The sequence below is a fragment of the Rhodococcus sp. Eu-32 genome (assembly GCF_003336925.1).
In the GTDB taxonomy this organism is placed as follows: Bacteria; Actinomycetota; Actinomycetes; order Mycobacteriales; family Mycobacteriaceae; genus Rhodococcoides; species Rhodococcoides kyotonensis_B.
The window spans coordinates 217,917-242,763 of the sequence record NZ_QGNK01000002.1 but is presented as its reverse complement, the minus strand read 5'-3'; the positions used below and the strand labels follow the sequence as shown (position 1 = coordinate 242,763).

Here is a 24,847-nt window from a genome sequence, read left to right as displayed (position 1 = left end):
GTTCGGCCATGGCTCAGGCCGGCCGGCGACGACGTCCCGCGGGGCGAAGATGCTTCACGGGATCGTGCAACCTCGTCACCGGCGCCGACATCATTCCTCGATACAGGTGCAGGTAGGCGTCGAGCATGGTCTCGGCGGAGCATCGAAGGATCGAGTGACGGCGGACCGTCTTTCGGTCGAGCGCGACGGTACGCGGAATCGCCGCGGCCAGGGCGTCGACGTCGTCGGCGGGTACCAGCGTCGCACAGTCGGCGGTGACGATTTCGGGGATGCCTCCACGCGCGAACGCGGCGACGGGCGTGCCGCACGCCAACGCCTCGGCCACCACCAGCCCGTACGGCTCGTCCCACGACGGGGTCACCAGCGCGGCAGCTGCCCCGCCGACCAACGCGGCGAGTTCGCGCTGATCCAGATGTCCTACGTACGTCACCCGGTCGTTCAGGCGAGGCCCGATCTCGCGAGCGAAGTACTCCGGGTCGGAGATCGGGCCCGCGAGCTTGATCGGGTACCCGGCTCGTACTGCGGCCTCGATCGCGAGGTGGGGCCCCTTCTCGGGTGTGAAGCGGCCGGACCAGGCGAGGTACGGCCCGCCGGACCCCTCGGGCCAACCGAGCACGTCGACGCCGTTCGGCACGATGTCGATCTCGTCGACGATTCCGTTCCACATCGAGGCGGTGTGCCGACTGACCGCGGCGAACCTGGTTCCGACGCCGTCGCACGCGGCCACGGCCGACTGGATCCAGGGCGTCGGCGGAGTGTGAAGCGTCGTCAGCACCGGCGTCGCAAGTGTTCGCGCCATCGCGATGGGCAGGTAATGCAGGCTGTGGTTGTGCACGACGTCGTACTGGCTGCTGGCCGCCAGATCCAGCATGAGCCGCAGGTACGCGTGATGATCCGACATGAACGTGTCCGACGGCATCGAGACGTCGGCGCGGGCCTGCGGAGACAATTCGAGGACCTGCACGTCGAGGCATGCAATGCCGGGCGCGGAGTCCGAACCGGGCCCGGCGAAGAGGGTCACCTCGTGCCCGGCGTCGGCCAACGAATGGGCCAGGTGCCACGTGTGCGCTTCGAGTCCGCCCGCGAACGGTTGCTTGATGGGGAAGCGGTTCGAGGCGACGATCGCGATGTGCAACTTGTCCGCACTCACGAGCGCCCGCCGTCCGTTTCCTTGTTTCGCGCAGCCTTGTTTCGCGCAGCGTAAATCACGCACACCCCTCGTTGTCGGGTCGGTCGATGTATCCGAACGACGTGATACCCCCGGGTCGACGTGGCAAACCAGCCGCGCTCGGGGTTGCGTAGCAACCGAACTCGCTCGTGAGGATTGATACCTGCCGCCGTGGGGAATCCGTGCGTCCGGAAGTCGAGGGAGCGCATGGATTTTTCAGCCTTGGTAGGTATGCCTTTTCGTGCGGCGTCGGCGATGCGTCGGGCCCGGGTGTTCCATCCCGACGGCGTCGTGTTCCGTGGTGAGGTGCGCCGCGTGGCGCCGGACGGGCACGGGCTGCCGCTGCAGTCGGGCGACGTGCTCGCGCGCCTGTCGAAGGGGATCGGACTGCCGTTCGGCTTACCCGACATCGGGGGACTGGCGTTTCGCAGATTCGGACGGTCACCGGACGAGCAGGACTGGGACGTACTGCTCGCGGGATCGGGCAGCGGGATCGTCGGCCGCATGATTCCGTGGCCGGCGCGGTCGTGGGGAACCACCGAGTTCTCGACGCTGATGCCTCTGCAGTACGACGGGCGTTCGTGGTGGCTTCGCGCCGTGGCGACCGAATCGCCCACCGGCGCCATGAATGTGGAGAACGCGCGCGACGCGCTGTTCAGCAATCGAATGGAATTTCGCATCGACCAGGCATGCGGGCCAGACGATTTCGTGCCCTTGGCGTACCTTCGTCCGACCGGCCCGAGTGGCATCTCGGACGCCCAGGTCGGTTTCGATTCGGTTCGGAACAGTCACCCGCAGGTCCGGCCTGCGCCCGAATGGCTTCGAGCGGTTCGACAGTCGGCGTACCGGAACAGCCGGGAGGGCCGACCTACGGACGCTCTGCCTCGACCAACTCCTCCGCGACCCTTCTGAGCGGAATGTTCTGCTGCTGCGACAGTTTGGTCAGCAATTCGAAAGCCTGATTCGCGTCGATCTTGTACCGCTCCATGATCATGCCCTTCGCCTGGCCGATGATGTCCCTGCTGGCCAGGCCCGCACGAAACTGCTCGTTGTCCCGCGCGCTGAGCAAGGCGATCGCAGCGTGGGCGGCCAGTGCCTCCCCCGTGAAAACGGCGTCGGGCCCGAACGCCTTTGCCTCGTTGCTGTAGAGCACGAGCGCCCCGACGTCGTCGCCGTTGCTGAACAGTTGGAACGCGACCAACGACCGCACACCCTGGTCGACGGCGCCTGCGGCGAATTGAGGCCAGCGATCTTCGATACCGAGATCGTCGGCTACCACGACATCGAAGTGGCGCACCTCCGATGCGATGGGACCTTCACCGTATTCGTACTGTCGACGGCACAGTTCCTCGGCCATCTCGTCGGTTGCAGCTACCACTGTGCGCTCGCCTCTGGTCAGCGTCGTGATGCAGCCGCTGTCCGCGCCGTCGACGAGCTCGATAGCCGTGTGGAGAATGCCGTCGAGCGTATTCGACGTGGACCTGCGTTCGTCGCGCATGTCGCGCGCGAACTGAGCAAGAAGAGCGGGTAGTTCCGCATGCCGTGAAGAACGGTCTTCTCCGCGGTCGTACGACATCCAGATGTCCTTCCGGGCAAGCGCGTCGGCTGCTGGATGCAGGATCGACACGCTGTCGAACAAACAACTGAATTTTATATACCAGCCAGTTCGATCGGAAGGTTTCGGGTCAGTCAGCGACGATTCGCGTCACGCCTGCGGCAGAAGATGACGGCCAGTTCCTCGTGTCGACGACCGACGTCGAGCTGACGTGTGGCTTCCAACCACGCTGCACGTTCGTGCATGACCGGTCCGAATTCGATGGTCTGTCGTCTCACCACCGATGCGTCGAGACCGGATAGACGCAGCTGCCGCACGGACTCGTCGACGTCGGCGAACTCGGACTGGACGAACACGGCCACTCCGCCCGGCGCGAGCAGATCGAACAGGCTGGAGCAGAGCAGGTCCAGGACGGTTCTGCCGCGATCGCCGGCGTCCCAGGCCCGGTGCAGACCCATGCCTTCCGGCTCGTTCGGGGAGGGAACGTAGGGGGGATTGGACACGACGACGTCGAACGGACCGTGGCGCTGCGCGTCGGTGAGGGTTCCGAGGCAGACGTTCACGTTCGTGCCGTTGGCGACGGCGTTGGCCGAAGCGCACGACACCGCCTTCTCGGAGATGTCGTAGGCGAACACCTCGCGTGCTCCGCTGCGCGCGGCCTCGATCGCGGCAATACCGCTACCGGTACACAGATCGAGAACGCGGGCACCGGGAAGAATCCCGAGCGATGTGATTTCCGAACACAGGAGATAAGAATCCTCCTGAGGAGCGTAGACGCCGTCGTCGACGCTGATGGTGGGGTATGTACGTTCTCGGGCTGCGGTCACAGGTACCTCCGTAGTCGGTACCCGAGGGTGCCCCTGTCCGATTGTTTCTAACCCTGCTCCGCCGAAGGTTTCGGTGCACTACGCAGAATGCATTCTCCGCGTGGTATCAGCTCGGTGGGTCGGAGTAGGCGGGGGTGTCACGCTGTTCGACGTGGAGGGGTGTTCTCCGAAAACAACTCTGTCCCACCAGTATTGACGCTTCCGTGATTCGGTCCAGATCACGTTGGGTAAGGATTCCGACGCCATGGGGCACCTCCGGTCGACCGGGCGATCAAGCGCCGGATCGGGATTGGATCGTGTCGCAGTGCGCGAGCGCGACACACTTCGACGTCTGCCCGCGGGCTCGAGGTGACGTGGTCGGCCGCCGTTGCTCGGGAGACGCGGCGGTTCCTCCTACACTACCCGTGATTTCGAACGGGCGCCCGAAAAGCAGTGACGCGTCGCTCGTAAGGTGTCGGATGCGTGGTATCGTCCACGAAACCTGGTCGAGCACGTGCCGGTCGGAGTCGACATCGACTCACTCCGTTCGCCGAATTCCCTGCTCGAGGTGCCTTTTCGGCGAACGCGACTCACCGCATCCGCAGAAAGCCGCCGCGTCATGCCTGACAGAAATCTGATCGAGGCCGTCGAAGAGGTCTTCCACACGGAACGTCCGGTCAACGCCATTCCCGCCGAAGCGATTCCAGCGCTGTGCGCACAACTCGCCGCGCATCGTGACGTTCTCCGCCGAGCGGGGCATCACGACGGAGCGGAACGGGCAGAAGAGGTTCTCGAAGAACTCGCTCGACTGTATTCCGCGAAAAGCTGACTACGACTTGTTTTTCGACGCGTCCACGTACGACTCGTCGGTATTCTGCGTCCCCGCGCGTGGGCGCATGCGTAGCGGGACGACCACCCACATCGATACGAAGGCGACGCCTGCGACGGACCCACCGACGGCTGCCGCCGCGCCTCCCATCACGACTTCGGCGACGAGCACGACGACGCCGGTCATTGCGAGTCCGAGGAAAATGAGACCGGCGACCGCGGAGCGGTGTGCTGCGGCGACCAATTGCGCGACGGCACGTCGTCGAAACAACAATCGGTGCATCGCCACCGGCGCGACCAACAGAATGGTGGCCGCAACGGCCGACACCACCGTCAGCATGAACACTGTTTTGCCGTAATCGGGAAGTCGATGGAATCTTTCCTGGAACGGAAGAATCAACAGAAAACCGGTCAACAACTGCACGCCGGTCTGTACGACGCGCAGTTCTTGCAACAGCGATATCCAGTTGCGATCGAGGGTCTGAACTGGGGTTTCGCCACGATTCTCGCGGTTGTAGGCGCCGTGGAATTCCGAAGGTCCGGTAGATTCTTCCCGCGTGCTGGACATTCCGAACATTGTTCCTCCAATGCGCCGGCAGCAGAATTCCGCCGAGCAGTTGCTGCGCCCAGGGGCGAACAGGTTACCCGCTCAGGACCGACTTACACCCCGTGGCTGGGGCGTCGCCCACGAAAAGAGTCAGAAATAGGTTCCGTGCAATGCGTCGACGGCGTCGTTCTTCGTCGGCACGGTGGTCGTGGCCAGCGGACGGTTATCGGCGGACTCGGTCGGCGACGGCAGAGCCGCCGTGATGGCCTGCGCCAACGTGTCGTGACAGTCGACGGTGCCCGCGAGGCTGACGATGGTGCCCCGCACCGAGGATCGACAGGCGACGGTGATGCAGGATCGGCTGTGGCTCAACCGAACCGACGCCTTGGCAAGTGCGGATGTAGCCCGCGGCGTGATGTGTTCGACGTCCATCAGATCGATCACGATCGGGCGACCGGAGGTAAGTGCGTCGTCGACGCAGTGTTCGAACTCGCGCGTCGACGCCGGATCGAATCCGCCGCACACGCGGACGACGACGGGCCCGCCCGCCGGCTCGTCCACGGACATCGCAAACACGTTCGCGTCCAGGACGATCGGTGTGCAGAACGACATTCGTATGGACGCAGGTGCAGTATGCACCGAGTCGAGTAGCGTCATCGATACCCTCCGTGCCTCGTCGGACGGCGGCATGCAGAACGGAAATTCGCAGCACACCGCAGTCCGGTTCGTTCGACTACGGGCTACTCCTCAACCACGTTGACCAGATACTACGGCCGATGCCCGACGGATGTCGGAGAACTCGTCGGTAATTTCGGGTGGCTAAGGAACGGAGGGCGCCGCTGTGCAGCCGTCTACGCCGTGACGAAGCGCCTCATGATCGTGTGCGCTGCCTGCACGACCGTCGTCCGGTCGTACGTCTGCACGAAGTCGAACGTGCGCTCGAGGTCGGGTCCGTTGTCGTGACGGTCCCTGGCGGACAACAGAGCGGAATAGTGCGGCCCGAGGACGACGACGGCCCACTCGTTGACGAGGTCGTCGTCCTCGTCGAGGGGTGCGTGCTGGATGCGTCCGTCGAGCATGTGCGACAGTCCCACGCCGTAGACGCCGGCGAAACCGATGGATTCGGACATGTGACGCCACCGCATCGCAGTCGTCGGTGTGAAGTGCTTGGCCCGCTGAAAGGTTCCGAGGACCAGCATCGACGACCCCATCGCGACGGCCTGGGACTCGAGGGTCTTGCTCATCTGCACGAGGAGGCGCTTGGTTCCGCGACGCGACTCCGCGTGCGTGCTGACGATGCCGTACGGCGTGCCCACGTCGGATGCCGGGGTGCTCCACACCGGAGAGTTCGGAATGGGAACGACGTTCTCACGCAGCAGCTCGTCCGGGCTCCCGAGCGGCGGATAGAGAGCGCCGAGGCCGTAGGTTGCTCCGATGGTCCGCGCCGACAGACGGGCGGCCTCGCTGTCGATGCCCTCGGCGATCACGACCGCGTTCGTACGCTCGACGTAGGCGGCCAACGCGTGCGCCAGGGATCCGATCTCGAAGTCGATCGTCCGTGTGATGAACTCTCGTGCCGTGATGACGATGTCCGGCTCGATGAGCGACAGCAACGTCGCGGCATGCAGTTCGGCGCCCACGCCGTCGAGAGCGATCAGACGGCCGTGCGAACGGGCGGTCTGCACTCGCCCGAGGGCTTCGTGGGGGTTCTTCATGATGTCCGCGACGTTCACGGTCACGATCAGTCGTTCGGGGCTGTCCGAGGCGGGAGCCTCCAGCGCGGCTCGCGACTGAGAATCGACCGTCACGAGTAGGGGGAGAGTTCCGGCGATCGACGCCGCGACATCGCTGCGGGAGAACTCGAGCTTGCAGTCGTCGTACTCTGCTCTCTGGTCCATCATCTGCGCAGCCCGGCGCAGGGCATGAGCGGATTCGAGAGCCGACCCACTCGGGCCGCTGAGCTGCAGTTCGACTGCAGCCAACGCGGCATCGTCGAGCCGCCGCACCGGCGCGAACTGCATGGAAACCTCCAGCTCGAGCAACGTGGGCGATTCGGAACTGGTGTGCACGGCAGCGTGTTCGTAAGCAGAAGTCATGCAGAACGAGCCTCCAGCGTCGGAGTGTCGTCGCGCACTGGCGACCGACGACGCAATTGGAGGCTCATCCGGCATGAATCTGCAAGCAGGTCGTCGACGCGTGTGCGGCGATTGTCAGCGCCGGCTGCTCGACGCGGACTCGATCCTACTGGTCTTTTCTATTGGTCGACCACCAAGTCTCCGCCGCCGAGGACGTCGAGGATCATGCGCACCGGGCGGGTCGGCGCGAAGACGCTCACCGTTCCGTCGTTGATGCGGGCGTTGTCGATGATGGCGTTGGCTACACCGGAGTACATGAACGACACCTCGGACAGGTCGACGCGAACGTGCGCGTTCTCGGTTGCCATCCGGTCGAGAGTCTCGACGAAATCGACCCGAGCGGACATGTCGAGCTCACCGGAGGCGCGGAGGACCGCGTAGTCGGCGGAGTAGGACTCCGAGTCGAGCGAGTAGCGAGTTGTGTGAGCCGGTGGTTCCTGATCTGCGATGTGCGCAATGAAGTCGGCCACGGGTTCTGTAACGGTCATGTTGCATTCCCCTTCGTCTTCACAAATGGAATATCGGGGCGCACCGGCTTCTTCAGTGCTTCTACGTCTGTGAATACCTTCTCAGCCTCAGGTTGCGGGAAGGGTTGTCAGAAGGTCACGCTTTAATCACGAACATCACGGGAAGGTAACGAACGTCGGGCGAGCCGCCTGAATCCGCGGGCGCCGAGCACGAGAATTCCGACGGCAGCCGTCACGGCGACCGCTTCGTGGATGGACAGCGCCACCGTCGCCGTGACGAACAACGCGATCGCTCCGAGCGCGTCGAGAAGCAGCCGCACGGACGCGAGGTCCAACAGAATCGGCTGCTCTACGACCGCAGGAGCGGTCGACTCCTGCTGAGTCGCGAGAGGTGGCGTGGCGCTGGTCGTCAAAACAAAAGCCCCCGGGTCGACGCGGACATGATCCGCTGCGTCATACCCCGGGGGCTTCTGGGTCAATCCTGGTCGAGACTCGGCTACTTCAGATCGAACCGATCGTTGTTGGCTACCTCGACCCATGCCGCGACGAAGTCGTCGACGAACTTACGACCGTTGTCGGCCTGCGCGTACACCTCCGAGATCGCACGCAGCTGCGAATGCGAACCGAAGATCAGGTCGAGCCCGGTGGCCGTCCAGCGCTGCTCACCCGTCGCCCGAGTCTTGCCGACGTACTCGTCGTCGCCGGTCTTGGTCCACTCGGTGTCCGAGTCGAGCAGGTTGACGAAGAAGTCGTTCGTCAGCACACCCGGACGGTCGGTGAACACGCCGTGCTTCGTGCCGCCATGGTTCGCGCCGAGGGCACGCAGACCGCCGACGAGCACTGCCGCCTGAGGCGCGGTCAGATCGAGCATGTACGCGCGATCGAGGAACAGCACCTGCGCAGGAGTCTCCTCGCCCTCCTTGAAGAAGTTGCGGAAGCCGTCGGCGCGAGGCTCCAACACCGCGAAGGAATCGACGTCGGTGTTCTCCTGCGACGCGTCGGTGCGCCCCGGGGTGAACGGAACGGTCACCTCGTGGCCGGCGTCGCGTGCGGCCTTCTCGATGGCCGCAGCACCCGCCAGGACGATGATGTCCGCAAGCGACACCTGCGTACCGCCGTCGCCGCTGCCGTTGAAATTCTTCTGCACCTGCTCGAGTGCGCTCAGAACTTCGGCCAGGACCGCGGGTTCGTTGGCCTCCCAGTTCTTCTGCGGCTCGAGACGGATGCGTGCACCGTTGGCGCCGCCGCGGAAGTCCGTCTTGCGGAAGCTCGCGGCCGAAGACCACGCGACGCCGACGAGCTGCTGTACCGACAGGCCGGTTTCGAGAATCTTCGCCTTGAGCGACGCGATATCGGCGTCGTCGATCAGCGTCGACGGGCGAGCCGGAACCGGGTCCTGCCACAGCTGCGGCTCGGGAACCCACGGGCCCAGGTAACGCTCGATCGGTCCCATGTCGCGGTGCAGCAGCTTGTACCAAGCCTTCGCGAACGCCTCGGACAGCTCTTCGGGGTGATCGAGCCAACGCCGGGTGATCTCGGCGTAGATCGGATCTTCACGCAATGCGACGTCGGTGACGAGCATCGTCGGTGCGCGTCCCGGCCCGCCGAACGGATCGGGGATCTCGCCTGCGCCCGCGCCGTCCTTGGCGACGAACTGCCACGCGCCCGCGGGGCTCTTCTGCAGCTCCCACTCGTAGCCGTAGAGATTCTCCAGATACCCGTTGCTCCACACCGTCGGCGTCTTGGTCCAGACGACCTCGAGGCCACTGGTGACCTGGTCCTCGCCCTTGCCGGTGCCGTAGCCGTTCTTCCAGCCGAGGCCCTGCTGCTCGACGGGGGCACCCTCGGGCTCGGGTCCGATCTTGTCCGCAGGACGCGCGCCGTGCGTCTTGCCGAAGCTGTGACCACCGACGATGAGTGCGGCGGTTTCCTCATCGTTCATCGCCATGCGGCCGAACGTCTCACGAATGTCGTGCGCCGCGGCGACCGGGTCGGGCTCGCCTTCCGGGCCTTCGGGATTGACGTAGATCAGGCCCATCGTCGTCGCACCGAGGGGCTTGGCGAGCTCGCGCTCACCCGAGTACCGCTTGTCGGTGCCCAGCCACGTGTCCTCGGGTCCGTAGAAGACTTCCTCCGGCTCCCAGATGTCCTCGCGGCCGAAGGCGAAACCGAACGTCTCGAATCCCATGGCATCCAGAGCGACGTTGCCGGCGAAGACCAGCAGGTCGGCCCACGAGATCTTGTTGCCGTGCTTCTGCTTGACCGGCCACAGGAGGCGGCGCGCCTTGTCGAGGTTCGCATTGTCCGGCCAGCTGTTCAGCGGTGCGAAGCGCTGTGCGCCCTGCCCGCCGCCGCCACGGCCGTCGTAGATGCGGTAGGTGCCTGCGGCGTGCCAGCTCATGCGAATGAACAGGCCGCCGTAGTTGCCGTAGTCCGCGGGCCACCAGTCCTTGGAGTCGGTGAGTACCGCGGTGACGTCGGCCTTCAGCTCGTCGACATCGAGCTTCGCGAATTCGGCCTTGTAGTCGAAGGATTCGCCGAGAGGGGTGGACTTGGAGGTGTGTGCATGAAGGATCGACAGGTCGATCTGCTCCGGCCACCAGTCCTTGTTGGTCAGCGGCCTGTCGCGCTTCGGCTTGGGCGACTCGATGACCGGGTTTTCGCTTTCACTGGTGCTCTGCGTTCCCGTGTCCGGGTTCGGCGGGCGGCTATCGGAGGTCACTGCATTCCTTTCGACGGTGGGCTGGTCGATCTGGAACGATCACGGGTGTGATCGAGTTTCGGTGGGTGCGGCGCACTTCGGGCACGTTCCCCAGAAGATGACCTCGGCTTCGTCGAGCGCGAAACCATGGTCGTCCGACGCCGTCAGGCACGGGGTCTTGCCCGTCGCGCACTCCGCGTCGGCGATGAGACCGCAAGTGCGACACACGATGTGGTGATGATTGTCGCCGATGCGCGACTCGTACCGTGCACGATGTCCTGCAGGCTGGATCCGGCGCAGTAGACCTGCCGTCGACAACGCGTCGAGCACGTCGTAGACGGCTTGACGTGACGTGTTCGGCACGATGCTCGCGATGGTCTCGGTGTCGGCGTGCGGGTTGGCGCGGACGGCATCCATGACGGCGATGCGCGGCTGCGTGACGCGAAGTCCCGCGGCGCGGAGCCGGGCCGCAGTGTCGGATGCCGAAGCCATGCCCCCAACACTAGGAGGGATCGGCGGATCGCGCGAGGGTTTTCTGGATTTGATCCAAACAGGCGACGTGCGCGCGAATGTATAGCGGGCTATACATTCGCGCGCACGGGTGGAGTTTTGCTCGAGCTGATTCGAATTCGGCGCTGGGAGGGCGCGCCGTCGCAGCCTCGACCGTTTCCGCTGGTACGCAAGCACACGGCTCGGCTGGGCCTGGAGTTCGACCAGTCGACCATTTCCCTGAAATCGGGCGTGAATGCGAAACGGCCGGTATCGTCGCCGACGACACACGGGGGTGTCGACGGTTTCACTGTGTCCTCTTGAAAGCCCGCTGCCCGAAGGAGTTTCGTGAACCTCTGGAATTACCTTCAGGGGCGAGGCGAGTTTCTCGCGTTTCTGACGTACCAACATGCATCGCTCGCTTTCCAGACGGTGCTGGTCGGTACGCTCGTCGCCATCGCGACAGCCGTTGCGGTGCATCGGCTTCCGTTGTTCTCCTCGCTGACCCTGACCAGCAGCCGCGTCGCGTTGACGATCCCGTCCCTTGCCCTCCTGGCGCTGCTGATCGTGCCGTTCGGGCTCGGCGTGGTGCCGTCGTTCATCATGCTGGCGTTCTTCGCGGCCATGCCGGTGATCGGCAACGCGATCGTCGGACTCCGCGGTGTGCCCGACACGGTGATCGAGTCCGCCCAGGGAATCGGGCTCTCGCGTGTCCGCATCCTCTTCTCGGTGTCGCTGCCGATGGCGTGGCCGGTCATCCTCACCGGAATCAGGGTGTCGACGCAGATGGTGGTCGGTGTCGCCGCGATCGTCGCGTACGTCCTCGGCCCCGGTCTCGGCTCGCTGATCTTCAACGGTCTGTCCCGGCTCGGCGGAACCAATTCCGTCGAGATGGCTTTCACCGGAACGGTTCTCATCGTCGTCATCGCCCTGGTGTTCGACGCGCTGCTCGTCCTCCTCGGGCGCCTCACCATCTCGAAGGGATTGTCATGACCGACACCGAACGGACCGTCACCGGTGCCTCGATTCGGCTCGACGGCGTCGTCAAGCAGTACCGCGGCCAGGCCAAGCCCGCCGTGCAGAAGATCGACCTCGACATCGAGGCAGGCCACATCGTCGCGTTCGTCGGACCGTCCGGTTGCGGCAAGACGACGACGTTGAAGATGATCAACCGTCTGATCGAGCCGACCGAGGGACGGCTGTTCATCGGCGACCGCGACGTCACGGGAGAGGACCCCGACAAGCTTCGTCAGTCGATCGGCTACGTCATCCAGGCCGGCGGGTTGTTCCCGCACTGGTCGGTGTCCAAGAACATCGGCGCGATACCGCGAGTTCTCGGGTGGGACAAGAAGCGGATCGCCGAACGCACGGAGTATCTGCTCGACCTCGTCGGGCTCGACGCGGACACCTTCCGCGACCGGCTGCCGAAGGACATGTCCGGCGGCCAGCAGCAACGCGTCGGCGTCGCACGTGCTCTCGCCGCGGACCCGCCGGTTCTGCTCATGGACGAGCCGTTCAGCGCCGTCGACCCGATCACGCGAGTTCGATTGCAGGACAGCCTCATCGCGATCCAACACGAGGTCGCCAAGACCATCGTCATCGTCACCCACGACTTCGAGGAAGCGACCAAGCTGGGTGACAAGGTGCTCATCCTGTCCGAAGGCGGCAAGATCGAGCAGTACGCGTCGCCCGAGGAAATTCTCGCGCGTCCCGCCACTCCGTTCGTCGAGGAGTTCATCGGCTCGGGCGCCACGCTCGCGCACCTCACGCTCTCGAGGGTCAAGGACGTCGACCACGAACCGGTCGTGACGGCACGCGTCGGCGACGACTCGCACGAGGTCATCGCCCGTGCGAAAGCCGCAGGTGTCACGTGGATCGTCGTCGTCGACGCCGACGGCCGCCCCCGGTCGTGGCCGTCGCTCGACGAGGTGGCGACGAAGGACCGAATCTCGGACTACGTCGACCACCGTCTCCCGACGGTGGCGCCGTCGTCGACCCTGAACGACGCCCTCGACACGATGTTGGCGGCCAGCCAGGGCGGCGTCCTCGTCACCGACGGCCGCGGCGCGGTGACCGGGTCGCTCACGATCGCCACGGTCATGGCCGTCATCCGCAGTCAGCTGTCCGATGCTCGCGAGGGCGACGGCCACGTCTCGTACACCGCGCATGGCGAGAGCCCTTCCGCATGAACCGGCTGCGGCGAACACCGATGGATGTGTGGTTCGAACCGTTGCTCATCGTGATTCTCGGCGTCGGCTACTTCTCCTGGTACGCAACGACGACGCTGACGCCGACGGAAGAGGCGTCGCTCGGGTGGGCGAACTTGCAGAACACCATCTTCGACCACATCAAGCTGACGCTGACGGCCACGGTCATCGTCATCGCGATCGCCATCCCGCTCGGCATCCTGCTGACGCGGGACAGGGCGAAGCCGTTCAAGCCGTTCGTCGTCAACTTCGCGAACGTCGGCCAGGCCGCGCCCGCAGTCGGTTTGATCGTGCTGCTGACGATGTGGCTCGGCACCGGATTCCGCACTGCCGTAGTCGGTCTCGTCGTCTACGCGATCCTGCCGATTCTCCAGAACACCATCACCGGCATCGATCAGGTCGACAAACGAACCATCGAAGCGGCCCGCGGCATCGGATTCTCCGGCGTCCGGACACTCGCACAGGTCGAGCTGCCGCTCGCAGTTCCGGTGATCCTCAACGGAGTTCGCACCGCACTGGTGATTCTCGTCGGCACCGCGACGCTCAGTACGTTCATCGGTGCCACGAGCCTCGGCACGCTCATCACGACCGGAGTGACGCTGTTCCTGCCGAAACTCCTGATCTCCGGCGCCGTTCTGGTGGCACTGCTTGCCTTGATCATCGACTGGCTCGGGCGACTCGTCGAGCTCGTCGCAACCCCGCGAGGAGTGGCATGAGAGGCAGAGCAGCACTCGGAGCCGCATTGATCGCGGCACTCGCGTCGGGATGTGGGCTCGTGAGCTCGTCCGGAACGTTCGAGAGCACCACGTTGACCGAGAACACGACGCCGCTCGACGGCGCATCGTTGGTGGTGACGTCCAAGAGCTTCACCGAGGGTGTGCTTCTCGGCAAGATCACCGCGACCTACCTGGCCGCGGCGGGCGCGAACGTCACCGACCTCACCGGGGCACCGGGGTCCGCGTCGTCGCGTCAGGCGCAGTTGAACGGTGACGCGGACATCCTGTGGGAGTACACCGGAACGGGCTGGGTCAACTACCACGGCGAAACCGAGACGATCGCCGACCCCGACGAGCTGTGGCAGCGCGTCCACGACATCGAGAAGCAGGACTACGACCTCGAATGGCTGCCGCCCGCCAACTTCAACGACACGTACGCGTTCGCCGCGTCGGCCGGTACCGCCGAAAGGCTCGGTGTCACGTCGCTGTCCGACGTCGCACAGCTCCCGATCGGGGACCGGACGTTCTGCGTCGACGACGAATTCTTCAGCCGCGCAGACGGATTCGTGCCAATGCTCGAGACGTACGGGATTCCGCTCAACGCGCCCGACGGGGTACCGTCGGACCAGGTGACGCGCATGGATGCAGGCGTCGTCTACACCTCGACGGCGCAGAGCGCACCGTGCAACTTCGGCATGGTCTACACGACCGACGGGCGCGTGAAGAATCTGAACCTCACCGTGCTCGACGACGACCGAAAGTTCTTCCTGCCCTACAGCGGAACGGCCGTCGTGCGGGGTGCGGTTCTCGAACAGCATCCCGAGATCGCCGACCTGATGGCCGTCGTCTCCGAGCGCTTGAACGACGACCTGATGCAGGAACTCAACGGGCGCGTCGACATCGACGGTGAAGATCCCGCAGACGTCGCCTACGACTGGCTGCGGAGCGAAGGCCTCGTGACCTGATTCAGCCGGCTAGCCGGCACTTCCGGTGGACGGCAGCCCGGGGGTCAGCGGGAAACCAGGTGAGCAGATGGTCTGCTCACACAGCTGATCGAACGGCTGAGTTCCGAAATTCGGCACAGCATCGGGGTTGACGAACGTGACTCCGTCCGGCGACGTGCACGACACCGCACCGCACGTGGTGCCGAGCGGAAATCCACGCGAATCGACGGGATTCGGCGGGGGCATCGACGGTTCGGGCGGTGCAGGGGATGGCGTCGCGATGCCGTTGTCGACGGGCGGTGCAGGAACGTACTCCGTCGTCTCGGCAGGCGGGATCGCGGGAACGTCGTAGTCGACGGACGGAACCGGCTCTGCCGTCGCGACGACGCTGGGCGGGATCAGCGGGGGAGGCGTCGAGGGCGTCGTCGGCGCAGGGGTCGGCGTGGACGACGCGACCCTCGTGGGGGATGTGGTCTCCACGACCGGCGTCGGTTCGGCGACGTCACGTGCGCCGGCGGTACACGCCGTGACGCCGTACAGCGACGCACCTGCCAGCAGAATCATGGCCGACGACCGGAGCCGGCGACGCGCGATCGGTACGCGTCCGGTTCGATACGGCATGAGTCCTCCGGAGCACCCGAGGTGCCGTGTGTCGTCGTCGATGGTCGAGTAGTTCATCTGATCGTGACCTTAGTTCATTACAAAACCATCGGTTCGCTGCTGCGGGCGGCGCGTCGAACTCGATCCATTTCGGGCCCGCACATCGCCGGTCCGATGTTCAATGAAGTGTTCGGTACCTGTCGACATGGGAGGCTGCGTGACTGGAAACGGGGATGGCGACGGTTTCCCGGTCGCCGCCGTTCTCGGTACGTATCGCAGCCTCCGGATCGGCGTAGTGATTCTGGTGCTGATGCTCTTCGTCTCGGTCTTCATCCAGGTCGCGTCCGCCGGATGGTGTCTCCAATCATCCATCAGCGCCTACTTTTTCACCGACGTGCACACTGTCTTCATCGCTGTGCTGTGTGCCCTCGGCACGTTGCTGCTCGTCTACAAGGGCAGTTCGGATACCGAAGACGTCCTGTACGACTTCGCCGGCTTGTGGGCGTTCGTCGTCGCCACCGTTCCGACTGGATGGCCGACCAACCTCGGTCCCGACGGCGGCGGCCGGATGCGAGGCCTGTGCGGTGGGCCGGGTTTGCCGCTCGACTACAACGCAGGTCATGCGATCGGCAACAACGTATCGAGCGTCGTCGTCGGTGCTCTCCTCGTTCTCGTGGCGTCGGTGTCGTTCGCGTCCGGCGCGTTCGGGGCGTCGTGGACGCCGGTCGGCACGCTCGCACGGATCGTCGGCGGGATCGTCACGGCGGTGCTGGCGTACACGTTCGTGTTCACGCCGCACTGGTTCGAGCGGCACGGCCACAGCCTCGCTGCGGTGGCGATGTTCGCGTTCGTGATTCTTGCGATCTGGGCGGATGCCGTTCTCTCCGAATCGGATCGGTACGTCCTCGCGTATCGGATCGTCGGAATCGTCATGCTGGCCACGTTGATCGCCGTTCTCGTGTTGTCGGCGACGGTGGAGTGGACGTTGTTCGTGCTCGTCGCCGAAGCTGCGCTGATACTGGAATTCGCCGCGTTCTGGGCTATCCAGACCGCGGAGCTGTGGAACACCGTCTGTCGCCCGTCCGGGCATCAGGAACTGATCTGACGCGAGCCAAGTGCGCGTTTTTCGGGGATTCGAACGGTTTACGGATCGTTTCGAGCGTGACGGCCCGCGGAATGTCGCGTCGGACCGGTCGTGTGGTGCAAGAATTCGTCGAATCGGTATCGCGGCGTTCGCCGAAAGGCATTCATTCGATGAAATAAATCGATTCATCGATGATTGTCGATACCGACGCGGCTCGAATTCCATCTCGGTTTGACAACGATCGAACGACGGTGTGTCATTCCCTTGGATGACAGAATCGGCGTCGAAATGCCGTGTCGAGTCGTTCGAATCAGAGGTCGAGCCGTCCGGCCGTATCAGCGCCGTGTGGGCAGCTCGCTCATCTGTGCATGCAGGTTACACAAAGCGCACTTCGTCGGGGAGTTGCAGTGACACAACGAATTACGGGCACACATGTGTGCCGAGCGGATGTCCTTCATATTTCGGAGGCATACGGAGGCGGGGTTCAATCCGCCATTTCTCGCTACATCGAGAATTCTCCGTCGCTCGTTCATCAGGTTCTGGTGCGAACGCGGTCTGAACACGACATCGCAGAGCCGTGCGGTGCCGAATCGATCAGTTACAACGGGTCTTTGGCCGGTTTCATCCGGGCGGCACGAGCGCATATCCTCCGCACGAAACCGAATGCAATTCATCTGCATTCCAGTTTCGCCGGATTGTTGCGTCTGTTCGATTTCGGACCGGATATCAAGGTCGTCTACACCCCGCACGCGTACGCATTCTTGCGTCGTGACAGCTCCGGCGCCGCACGGTCGGCCTACCGCGCGATCGAGACGGTGCTGAGCAGACGAGCGCAGACGATCGCAGCGATCAGCCCGTTCGAGGCCGCGTCCGCAGCGCGCATGGCAGGCCCGTCCACCGAGGTCACCTACCTGCCCAACGTCGTACCCGACGCCGCACTCGTGCCGCCGTCCGACCACGGTCCCGACGGCAGACCCGAGGTCGTCATGGCAGGGCGGATCTCGGCGCAGAAGGATCCGCTGTTCTTCGCCGAAGTAGCCCGTGCGTCGCACAGCAACGTGCGCTGGACGTGGGTCGGCGACGGTGACGCCGACATGCGTGAGGTGCTCGAACAGGCAGGCGTCGCCATCACCGGGTGGGTGCCGTCCGACCTGGTCAAGAAGCACATCGCGGCCGCCGATCTGTACCTGCATTCCGCCGAGTGGGAGGGTGCGCCGATCACCCTGCTCGAAGCTGCGGCCGTCGGGACACCGATCCTGGCGCGCGGCATCGACGCCCTCGAAGGGCTCGGATTCCCGCTGACGCGGAACTGCCCCCGTGCCGCTGCCGACGCCGTCGACCGATTCTTCTCCGATCGGGCCTACCGGCACCGCGCGCAGAGGGAGACGAGGGAATCGGTGGCCGTTCATTCGCCCGCGGTCCAGTCGCTCGCACTCGACACTCTGTATCGGAGGGCAGGGTGAGAGTGCTGATGCCGGGACGCATCCTGGAGCGGCACGTGGGAGGCAACACGACCTACGCACGGGCGTTGGCGCATGGCCTACGCGCGAGGGGTACTGCCGTCGAGTCGATGCGCTTCCACGGTTCGGCACCGATGACCATGCTCTCCGAAACCGTGCAGGGCCTCAGGCGTACGGACGCGGTGCTGCACTACGTCGCCGACACGGGCCCTCTGCTGCGGACGAGAACGCCGTCCGTCGTCACGGTGCACGGCATCGCCAGCCGATGGATCGACGGCGTCCGTAGCGGTGCGCAGGAGAAGATCTGGCGCACACGCGTCGCACGTGCGGTGGCGAGTACCGACGCCGTCGTCACGGTGTCGGCGTCGAGTGCCGAGGACATCGCCGACGTGTTCGGTGTCGACCTCGCGACCATCCACGTGGTGCCGCACGGTATCGACGCCGACGCGTTCGCCGAACCGGTGTCGTTGTCCGACGACGTGCGTGGGCGGGTTCCCGACGAGTATCTGCTGTACGTCGGCAACATCGAACCGCGCAAGAACCTCGTCGCACTCGTCGAGGCGATGAGCCGTCCCGACGTGCGGGCGCTCGGGTTACCGCTCGTGATCGCCGGAAAGCCGGCGTGGAACTTCGAGGCGTCCATGGACGCAATCGCGAAGAGCCCGGACGTGATTCACGTCGGATTCGTCTCGGACGACGACCGTCGTGCGCTGATGCAGCGGACGTCGCTGTTCGTGTTCCCGAGTCTCTACGAGGGATTCGGTTTCCCGGTGCTCGAGGCGATGGCCGCGGGGGCGCCGGTTCTCACGTCGAACCGGGGCGCGTTGCGTGACATCGCCGGTCCGGCAGGGGTTCTCGGTGACATCGACGCCGACGCGATCGCCGACGGGATCGTCCGCGCGGCCGAGGATTCGGAGTGGCGCGCCAGTGTGCCCGCTCGCGGACGTCTGTGGGCGTCGTCGTTCACGTGGGATGTGAGTGTGGATGCCCATCTTCGGGTGTACGAGAAGGCGGCGGCATCATGAAGGTCGTCGTGCTGCACGGATACAGCGCCGAGAACGCCGGTGACGGACTGCTCGTCGACGAGACGCTCGCGTTGGTGCGTGCAGCGTTCGGCGACCGCGTCGACGTCACGATCGCCGCGTCGCATCCCGAGACCTTCACGGGAATCGATGCACGCGTGGTCGATTCGAGTCCGTCGCTCACCGGCTACGCCGGGCCGTATCGTCGACTGCTCCGCGAGCTCGACGACGCGGACCTCGTCGTCGCGGTGGGCGGTGGCTACCTGCGCGCCGGCTATGCCGTCGAAACGCTGAAAACCGCACTGGTGCACGGTCCGCAGTTGTGGGCGGCGAGCCGAACCTCCACACCGACGGTGTACCTTCCCCAGAGCGTCGGCCCGGCGAACTCCGCGGTGACCAGGCTGTTGGCGGGCCGCATGCGGAGGATCGACGCGTTCTACGTGCGGGACGATCGCAGTCTGGCGCAGTTCGCCGACGCCGGTGTGCGGCGGCTCAGCGATCTGGCCATTCTCGGCGCGGGCCACATCGAGCGCAGGGGGCTCGATGTGGATCCCGTGCCCGTCCTGACGGTGCGGGCCGTACGCGGGAAGGTCGGTCCGCTGGTGGTGGATCTCGCACATCAGGTGGGAACGTTCGACGGGTACGTCCAGAGTGCGACCGCGGGCAACGACGACGTCGACGCCATGGCCTCGGTCGGTGCGCGAAAGATTCTGCCGCGCGGTGACTTTCTGGCCCCGCAGACGCCGAGAGTCGTCGTCGCGGTGCGTTTGCACGCCGCGTTGATGGCGCTGAAAGCCGGGCACTTCGTAGTTCATCTTGCGTACGAGCGCAAGGGTTTCGGTGCGTTCGCCGATCTCGGTCTCGATCGGTACGTGCACAACGTCAACAAGTTCGAGCCCGCGCGTGTGCTGCAGCAGGTGCGTGCCCTACTGGACGACGAGTCGGAGCGCCGGCGCTACGTCGCGGATGTGGACGAAGGGATGCGCCGCGCGGTACCCGCACGGGACGAGTTGGTGCAGAACCTGCGCAGTCTCGTTCCTCACGTGGAGGCCACGCCGTGAGCACCGTGTACGTGTGCGCGCCGGGACGCACCGGGAACATCGCGTCGTCCATCGCGCGGCGCGGCTATCTCGACTATCTGCGTGAGCGCGGGCACCTCGTCGTGTGGACGGGCACGTCGTCGCCCGACTACGTCGCCGGACTCGGCCTGGACGCGAACGACGTTCGAACGGGCAGCTTTCGAGTGTGGCTCGGGCGGGCATTCGTCAGTGCACTGCGCGGGCCGACGCGCATCGCCGTCGACACCGGACGCGTCGAGGTCAACGTGCGCCACTCGATGCACATGTGGATGCTGGCGGTGTTGATGATCGTCGCGTTCCCGCGCGGCGGGCGCGGGATCTGGCGCGGCCGTGGCGTCGACGCGTCGTCGGCGAATCCGTTGGTGCTGTTGCCGTATCGTCTCGTGGCCGCTCTCTGTCGCAGGCGGCATCCCCGTCCGCTGCCCGACTGGGCTTTTCGGCTCGGCACGCCCGTCGACCGATGGGAGACCGATCGGCCGTTCGCGGCAGTGGTGCTGCGTGGTGATCGCCCGAGGCCGTCGGATACCTGGATGGAGTGGTTCACCGCGACGACGTCGGCACTGGGGCTCGAGCCTGCGGTGCTCGTGCACTCCTCGGCCGACTATCTGACGTCGCAGCATCTGTCGCGGGCGCTCGGCGGGCAGTACCGTGCCTGGTTCGTCGAGAATCACGCCGACCAGGAACAGACGGTGCGCGACGTCTACGCGCGCAGTGCGCTCGTCGTCAGCGACCGGGTCCACGCCCTCGTCGCAGGCGCGACGGAAGGTGCCGTGCCGTTCGGATGGGTCGAGTCGTCGTCCGACACGGTCGGGCCGGTGTTCGACGCCGTCGGCATGCCGTGGGTCGGCCGGTGGGAAGGCGATGCCGCCGAACGGTTTCCGACGATCGACGCCGATCTGTTGGCCGAGTGCCGCGCCACGATGACCGAGTCGGTCGAACGCTGCCGCCGAGTGCTGGGCCGGCGGCAGTGACCTCGACCGAAGCGGGTGTGCGCAGTCTTGCGGTTCGGTTGCTCAAGGGCGGGTTGCCTGCCATAGCCGCGAGTGCCTTCGTGGCGTTCGTGCCGATCCTCGGATCCGCTTATCTGAGTGTCGACGACTACGCCGTGTGGGCTCTGGCAGCGACGTTGTCGACGATCTTCATCGTGTTCGACTTCGGCACACCGACACTCGCGACCAAGCTCTCGGGCGGTGGCCACCTCGACTTTCGCACGTCGACGACGTTGTGCGGGTTGTCGGCTCTGCCTCCGATCGTGTTGGGAGCGTTGGCCATCGGGATCTGGCCTGCGTATTCGACTGCGGCCGGCCTGACCGCCGATGGTGGGTCGGCCTACATGCTGATCGCGCTCGTCTCGCTCGGCGGTGTGCTGCGCAGCATCGGCGTCGTCTACGGTGCTGCGGCGTTGGGGCGCAGCCATTTCTATCGCCGGACCGCGGTGTTGTTCTTCGGCGGATCCGTGCAATTGGTCGCGACCCTCGTCGCGCTCGAGTCCGGGGCAGGCATCGTCTCGCTCGGCATCGGAACCGTCGTGGCAGGCGGCGTGCAGGCGGTTCTCGGATTCGCGCTCGAAGGGGGCAGGCGCCGCAACGATGCTGCGCTGGCTGCCGATACGTCGGCATCGGTGCGGCAGACGATCGTACTGTTCATGAAGACTCGCGTCGTCGTCGCGATGCTCGGGCTGTTGATCACCCAACTCGACAGGTGGGCACTCGGTCTCGTCGGAGACGCGGAACTGCTCGCCCGCTACGACATCGTGACGCGATTCGTCATGATTCCGAAGATCGTGCTGATCGCGCTTGCTGCCGGACTTGTCGCCGACTCGTCCCGTTTGACGACGTCCGAGCAGGGCACTGTTCTGCTCGTCCGAGTCCGGAAACTCGTTCTGCTCGTGATGGTTCCGTTGATGATCGGGGCAGGCGTCGTGGCGTTCGTGGCCCAGCGCGTCGCGCTCGATCTGACGCCGTCGCTGACCGTCGTACTGCTCGTCGCACTGGCACACGGCGCGAACTGCGCCACCATCGCGCCGGTGAACATCCTGACCGGCGCAGGTAGGCCCGACTTCGAGCTGCGCTACCTCGTGCCCCTGGCGGCCGTCGTCGTACTCGGTTACGCAATCGGCATCACGACGGGCGCGGGGATGACGCTGATCACCGTCTGGGCTGTCGCCATGGTGGCGTTCTCACTGTGGTTCTGGGCGGTCTCAGGCCGCTACGTACGGGAGGTGTTCGCATGATCGATCATGTGCTGAGGGTCGTCGACCCGAACCGGTATCGCCGACGCGTTCTGCGGAACCTGATCGCGTCGGGACGCGTCGAGATGGGCGCGCACAGTTACGGAATTCCCGAAGTGCGCCTGTACGACAACGATCCGACGCGGCTGCGTATCGGTCGATACTGCTCGATCGCTGCGGGAGTGAACATCCTGCTCGGCGGCAACCATCCGACCGATCGGCTGACGACGTTCCCGATCCGTCACAAGTTGGGTCTGCCGGGAGCCGGAACCGATGGATACCCCTGCAGCAAGGGCGATGTCGTGATCGGCAACGACGTGTGGATCGGGTTCGGCGCCACCATCGTCTCGGGAGTTCACATCGGCGACGGCGCGATTGTCGCGGCGGGAAGCATCGTGGTGCGCAGCGTCGAACCGTACTCGATCGTTGCCGGTAATCCGGCAACATTGGTACGCAAACGATTCGACGACGACGTCATCGCGCGTCTGCGAGCGTTGCGCTGGTGGGATTGGGACGACGACCGAGTGGCGGACGGCGTCACCGATCTTGCGGGGGAGGACCCGCTGGAAGCGTTGGCGCGGCTCGAGAAAGGTGCTGCTCGATGACGCTCCCGGCGAGGCCGGTGATACCGGCGCAGGTGAGACGCAGCACTCGCTTACGTACACCTGCACCTGCGGAGACCGTGCGGACGGAGCGACGCGGGAGGCGGAGCATTACGCTGCTGCTGCCTGCCGCAGCGATCGTCGTCGCGATACCGGTCGACTTCGTCACGGTCGGGTCGTTCTGGCGCTACCTCGGACTGGCCGGTCTGCTCGTCGGGTCGGCGGCCGCGGTGTGGGCGATTCGTCGCGCCGAGACGACGATCGTGGTGCCCGCGTTGCTGTTCGGCTTCCTCGTGCTGACGTTCAACCAGGTGATGAACTTCAACCCGGTCGGATACGTGACGCTGCTCGCGCCCATCGTCGTCGGCGCCGGACTGGCCGTGGCGCTTCGGCAGCCGCTGGTCGTCCTCGTCGTCCTGTCCGTCGCGCTGGCCGTGACGATGGGCGTCGAATATCTGGTGCAGCAGCACGTCTTCGGCGAGCTGTTCGGCGACCCGCACTACACCGCGTACTCGCGGGACACGTTCCGGTCCCGCGGGCTGATCGGCCAGGCGGTGCCCGCAGGAATGGTGGCGGTCGGTGTCGGTGCCGCGGCTCTGGTGCTGTCGTCGACGATGGCGTCGAGGCGCGCCGCGGTGCGATGGGTCGTCGTGGTGTCCACGGCAGTGTCGGTCTCGACCTCGGGCACCCGTTCGGCCGTTCTGTGCGCTGCAGCCGTCGCCGTGCTGACGGTCGCGACGACTGCGTATCGACGTCGGCAGGGGCAGCTGGCCGTCGGGTACCGGACGGCGTGGCTCGGGCCGCTGCTGCTGGCAGCTGCCGTCACTGTGGTGGTGCTGTACTGGTCGGCGCTGGCAGGCCAACGTGTCTTCGACTTCGGCGGCCTCACCGGGTCCGCGTCGCTCGACAATCGGAACTACGCCGCGATCGTGTTCGACGAATGGTCCGACACCTGCAGCGGCGCGTGCGTCGTATTCGGTTCCGGTGCACGCAGTTTGCTCGACGCACTCGGCAGCGGACTCGGCATCCAGGGGTTCACGACCGTCGACAACCTGTTCCTCAGTCTGCTGTGGGATTTCGGCATCGTCACCGTGCTCGGCATCGTCGCCATCGCGGTCATCGCGATTCGCGCTCTGCTGCGGTCCGATTCGACGAGGGTCCGCGCCGGAGCTGTCCTGATCCTGGCAATCGTGCTGTCGGGCTTCTTCTACGACGCGCTCTACATTCGACCGGTGCTTCTGTTGTGCGGCTTCGGAATCGGCCTGCTCGGATTCGACAAGAAGGACGTGAGCTCATGACGCGCAGTACGACCGTGGACGTCGTCGTGGTCTGCTTCGAATCCGACCCCGACCTGCTCCGTGCGTGCACCGACTCGGTGCAGGCGTCGTATCGAGCATGCGGCGTCGACGGATCGATCCTGTTGGTGGACAACGCAAGTTCGACCCCCGTCGAGGACACGATCGACGCGTCGACCATGCGGGTGTTGCGGATGGACCGCAACGTCGGATTCGGCCGCGCCGTCAACCACGGCGTCGCCGCGTCGACCGCGGATTCGGTTCTGATGCTCAATCCGGACGCGGCACTCGCGCCCGACGGGCTCGCCCGGTTCCTCGACGCGGCCGACCACCACCCACGATCGCTGGTGGGAGGATGGCTTCACCGTGACGGCCGGGTGCAATCCGATGCGTACATGCAGTGGAACTTCTCGATCTCGCGCAAGCGGAAGCGCGACCGCTTCGCTGCCGCGCTCGCCGAGGTCGACGCGGATGTCGTGGTGGTCGAAAAAGTCTGTGGCGGTGCGTTGTTCGCCGACCGCGAGCTGCTCGCAGAGCTCGGACCGTTCGATGCGCGATTCTTCCTGTACGGCGAGGATGCGGACCTGTCGCGCCGGGCGTCGTCGCAGGGAATCGAACTCCTCGTCGCACGGCGAGCGGAGATTCAGCACATCGCCGCGTCGTCGCAAAAGAGTCACGGCACCCTCGTCGAACGAGCACGCGCCGACGCCGCGATCCGCCTGACGTCGTATCACTGCAGCAGACTGACGAGCTACGTCCAGCGTGTGGAACTCGCTCTGGTCACGCTCGCCGGTGTGGTTGCCGGTGGGGCGTCGTCGGCGTCGCGACGCGCGCGGGTGGCGCGCCTCGGGCAGGTGTGGCGGTGGGGCCTGAAGCGAGATGCCCCACCGTTCACTCCGTGATGCAGCCGCA

The 24,847-nt window shown here is 65.4% G+C and carries 26 protein-coding genes; 15 read left to right on the top strand and 11 right to left on the bottom strand.

What is annotated here, in order from left to right:
- Positions 1 to 13 precede the first annotated feature (13 nt).
- Entirely contained in the window at positions 14 to 1,150 is a 1,137-nt protein-coding gene (locus DK926_RS04570; protein WP_243636645.1) for a glycosyltransferase, read from the bottom strand.
- 249 nt (positions 1,151 to 1,399) lie between these two features.
- Between DK926_RS04570 and DK926_RS04565 the strand changes: the two genes are divergently transcribed.
- Complete coding sequence (locus tag DK926_RS04565; protein ID WP_114329046.1) at positions 1,400 to 2,080, top strand: phosphodiesterase; 681 nt, start codon at positions 1,400 to 1,402, stop codon at positions 2,078 to 2,080.
- Here DK926_RS04565 and DK926_RS04560 read toward each other — a convergent pair.
- Both DK926_RS04560 and DK926_RS04555 read right to left on the bottom strand, forming a co-directional pair.
- The gene (locus DK926_RS04560) at positions 2,037 to 2,807 is read right to left on the bottom strand and encodes a GAF and ANTAR domain-containing protein (protein WP_243636644.1); all 771 of its coding nucleotides are present in this window, start codon (positions 2,805 to 2,807) and stop codon (positions 2,037 to 2,039) included. The two genes, DK926_RS04565 and DK926_RS04560, sit on opposite strands and share 44 nt — an antisense overlap.
- Before the next feature lie 50 nt (positions 2,808 to 2,857).
- Positions 2,858 to 3,550 carry a HemK2/MTQ2 family protein methyltransferase gene (locus DK926_RS04555; RefSeq protein ID WP_114329043.1) on the bottom strand — a complete coding sequence of 231 codons (693 nt, stop codon included), beginning with the start codon at positions 3,548 to 3,550 and terminating at the stop codon, positions 2,858 to 2,860.
- A gap of 598 nt (positions 3,551 to 4,148) precedes the next feature.
- Between DK926_RS04555 and DK926_RS26420 the strand changes: the two genes are divergently transcribed.
- Complete coding sequence (locus tag DK926_RS26420; protein ID WP_125833369.1) at positions 4,149 to 4,358, top strand: hypothetical protein; 210 nt, start codon at positions 4,149 to 4,151, stop codon at positions 4,356 to 4,358.
- Here DK926_RS26420 and DK926_RS04545 read toward each other — a convergent pair whose 3' ends face one another.
- The 7 genes from DK926_RS04545 to DK926_RS04515 all read right to left on the bottom strand — a co-directional run bounded on the left by DK926_RS04545 (position 4,359) and on the right by DK926_RS04515 (position 10,699).
- Entirely contained in the window at positions 4,359 to 4,925 is a 567-nt protein-coding gene (locus DK926_RS04545) for a DUF6328 family protein (protein ID WP_114329388.1), read from the bottom strand.
- 129 nt (positions 4,926 to 5,054) lie between these two features.
- Positions 5,055 to 5,561: a hypothetical protein gene (locus DK926_RS04540; protein ID WP_125833368.1), complete on the bottom strand. Its 507-nt coding sequence runs from the start codon at positions 5,559 to 5,561 to the stop codon at positions 5,055 to 5,057.
- A gap of 194 nt (positions 5,562 to 5,755) precedes the next feature.
- Positions 5,756 to 7,000, bottom strand: a complete 1,245-nt coding sequence (locus DK926_RS04535; RefSeq protein WP_243636643.1) for an EAL domain-containing protein — start codon at positions 6,998 to 7,000, stop codon at positions 5,756 to 5,758.
- Positions 7,001 to 7,158: 158 nt separating this feature from the next.
- Positions 7,159 to 7,527: an STAS domain-containing protein gene (locus tag DK926_RS04530; RefSeq protein WP_125833367.1), complete on the bottom strand. Its 369-nt coding sequence runs from the start codon at positions 7,525 to 7,527 to the stop codon at positions 7,159 to 7,161.
- 122 nt (positions 7,528 to 7,649) lie between these two features.
- The gene (locus tag DK926_RS04525; RefSeq protein ID WP_114329036.1) at positions 7,650 to 7,919 is read right to left on the bottom strand and encodes a hypothetical protein; all 270 of its coding nucleotides are present in this window, start codon (positions 7,917 to 7,919) and stop codon (positions 7,650 to 7,652) included.
- An 83-nt stretch (positions 7,920 to 8,002) separates the two neighbouring features.
- Positions 8,003 to 10,228: a catalase/peroxidase HPI gene (gene katG, locus DK926_RS04520; protein WP_114329034.1), complete on the bottom strand. Its 2,226-nt coding sequence runs from the start codon at positions 10,226 to 10,228 to the stop codon at positions 8,003 to 8,005.
- 39 nt (positions 10,229 to 10,267) lie between these two features.
- On the bottom strand, positions 10,268 to 10,699 hold the full coding sequence (locus tag DK926_RS04515) for a Fur family transcriptional regulator (RefSeq protein WP_114329032.1): 432 nt from the start codon (positions 10,697 to 10,699) through the stop codon (positions 10,268 to 10,270).
- Positions 10,700 to 11,044: 345 nt separating this feature from the next.
- On the opposite strand from DK926_RS04515, the gene DK926_RS04505 reads away from it, so the two are divergent.
- The 4 genes from DK926_RS04505 to DK926_RS04490 are packed head-to-tail and all read left to right on the top strand — an operon-like array spanning position 11,045 to position 14,584.
- Entirely contained in the window at positions 11,045 to 11,689 is a 645-nt protein-coding gene (locus tag DK926_RS04505) for an ABC transporter permease (RefSeq protein WP_068425612.1), read from the top strand.
- On the top strand, positions 11,686 to 12,885 hold the full coding sequence (locus DK926_RS04500) for an ABC transporter ATP-binding protein (protein WP_114329028.1): 1,200 nt from the start codon (positions 11,686 to 11,688) through the stop codon (positions 12,883 to 12,885). Before DK926_RS04505 ends, DK926_RS04500 begins: the two co-directional genes overlap by 4 nt.
- Positions 12,882 to 13,619 (top strand): ABC transporter permease, encoded by a 738-nt coding sequence (locus DK926_RS04495; RefSeq protein WP_207890739.1) that lies wholly within the window; start codon positions 12,882 to 12,884, stop codon positions 13,617 to 13,619. The genes DK926_RS04500 and DK926_RS04495 overlap by 4 nt, the downstream gene beginning before the upstream one ends.
- Positions 13,616 to 14,584 (top strand): glycine betaine ABC transporter substrate-binding protein, encoded by a 969-nt coding sequence (locus tag DK926_RS04490; protein WP_114329026.1) that lies wholly within the window; start codon positions 13,616 to 13,618, stop codon positions 14,582 to 14,584. The genes DK926_RS04495 and DK926_RS04490 overlap by 4 nt, the downstream gene beginning before the upstream one ends.
- A gap of 9 nt (positions 14,585 to 14,593) precedes the next feature.
- Here the strand turns inward: DK926_RS04490 and DK926_RS26570 are convergent, their stop codons facing one another.
- Positions 14,594 to 15,241, bottom strand: a complete 648-nt coding sequence (locus tag DK926_RS26570) for a hypothetical protein (RefSeq protein WP_165839502.1) — start codon at positions 15,239 to 15,241, stop codon at positions 14,594 to 14,596.
- Between the two features lie 139 nt (positions 15,242 to 15,380).
- On the opposite strand from DK926_RS26570, the gene DK926_RS04475 reads away from it, so the two are divergent.
- From DK926_RS04475 to DK926_RS26560, 9 genes are all read left to right on the top strand, one after another.
- On the top strand, positions 15,381 to 16,268 hold the full coding sequence (locus DK926_RS04475) for a hypothetical protein (RefSeq protein ID WP_114329020.1): 888 nt from the start codon (positions 15,381 to 15,383) through the stop codon (positions 16,266 to 16,268).
- A gap of 347 nt (positions 16,269 to 16,615) precedes the next feature.
- Positions 16,616 to 17,710, top strand: coding sequence for a glycosyltransferase (locus DK926_RS04470; protein WP_347812634.1), 1,095 nt, complete (start codon positions 16,616 to 16,618; stop codon positions 17,708 to 17,710).
- A gap of 8 nt (positions 17,711 to 17,718) precedes the next feature.
- On the top strand, positions 17,719 to 18,732 hold the full coding sequence (locus DK926_RS04465; protein WP_114329380.1) for a glycosyltransferase family 1 protein: 1,014 nt from the start codon (positions 17,719 to 17,721) through the stop codon (positions 18,730 to 18,732).
- Positions 18,729 to 19,790 carry a polysaccharide pyruvyl transferase family protein gene (locus DK926_RS04460; RefSeq protein WP_165839501.1) on the top strand — a complete coding sequence of 354 codons (1,062 nt, stop codon included), beginning with the start codon at positions 18,729 to 18,731 and terminating at the stop codon, positions 19,788 to 19,790. The genes DK926_RS04465 and DK926_RS04460 overlap by 4 nt, the downstream gene beginning before the upstream one ends.
- A complete protein-coding gene (locus DK926_RS04455; protein WP_114329018.1) occupies positions 19,787 to 20,779 on the top strand; it encodes a hypothetical protein in 993 nt (330 codons plus the stop codon). Before DK926_RS04460 ends, DK926_RS04455 begins: the two co-directional genes overlap by 4 nt.
- Complete coding sequence (locus tag DK926_RS04450) at positions 20,776 to 22,041, top strand: hypothetical protein (protein WP_114329016.1); 1,266 nt, start codon at positions 20,776 to 20,778, stop codon at positions 22,039 to 22,041. The genes DK926_RS04455 and DK926_RS04450 overlap by 4 nt, the downstream gene beginning before the upstream one ends.
- Positions 22,038 to 22,643, top strand: a complete 606-nt coding sequence (locus tag DK926_RS04445; protein WP_114329014.1) for a CatB-related O-acetyltransferase — start codon at positions 22,038 to 22,040, stop codon at positions 22,641 to 22,643. The genes DK926_RS04450 and DK926_RS04445 overlap by 4 nt, the downstream gene beginning before the upstream one ends.
- Positions 22,640 to 23,938 carry a hypothetical protein gene (locus tag DK926_RS26565; protein ID WP_165839500.1) on the top strand — a complete coding sequence of 433 codons (1,299 nt, stop codon included), beginning with the start codon at positions 22,640 to 22,642 and terminating at the stop codon, positions 23,936 to 23,938. The genes DK926_RS04445 and DK926_RS26565 overlap by 4 nt, the downstream gene beginning before the upstream one ends.
- A complete protein-coding gene (locus DK926_RS26560; RefSeq protein WP_165839499.1) occupies positions 23,935 to 24,837 on the top strand; it encodes a glycosyltransferase in 903 nt (300 codons plus the stop codon). The genes DK926_RS26565 and DK926_RS26560 overlap by 4 nt, the downstream gene beginning before the upstream one ends.
- Positions 24,838 to 24,847: the final 10 nt, after the last annotated feature.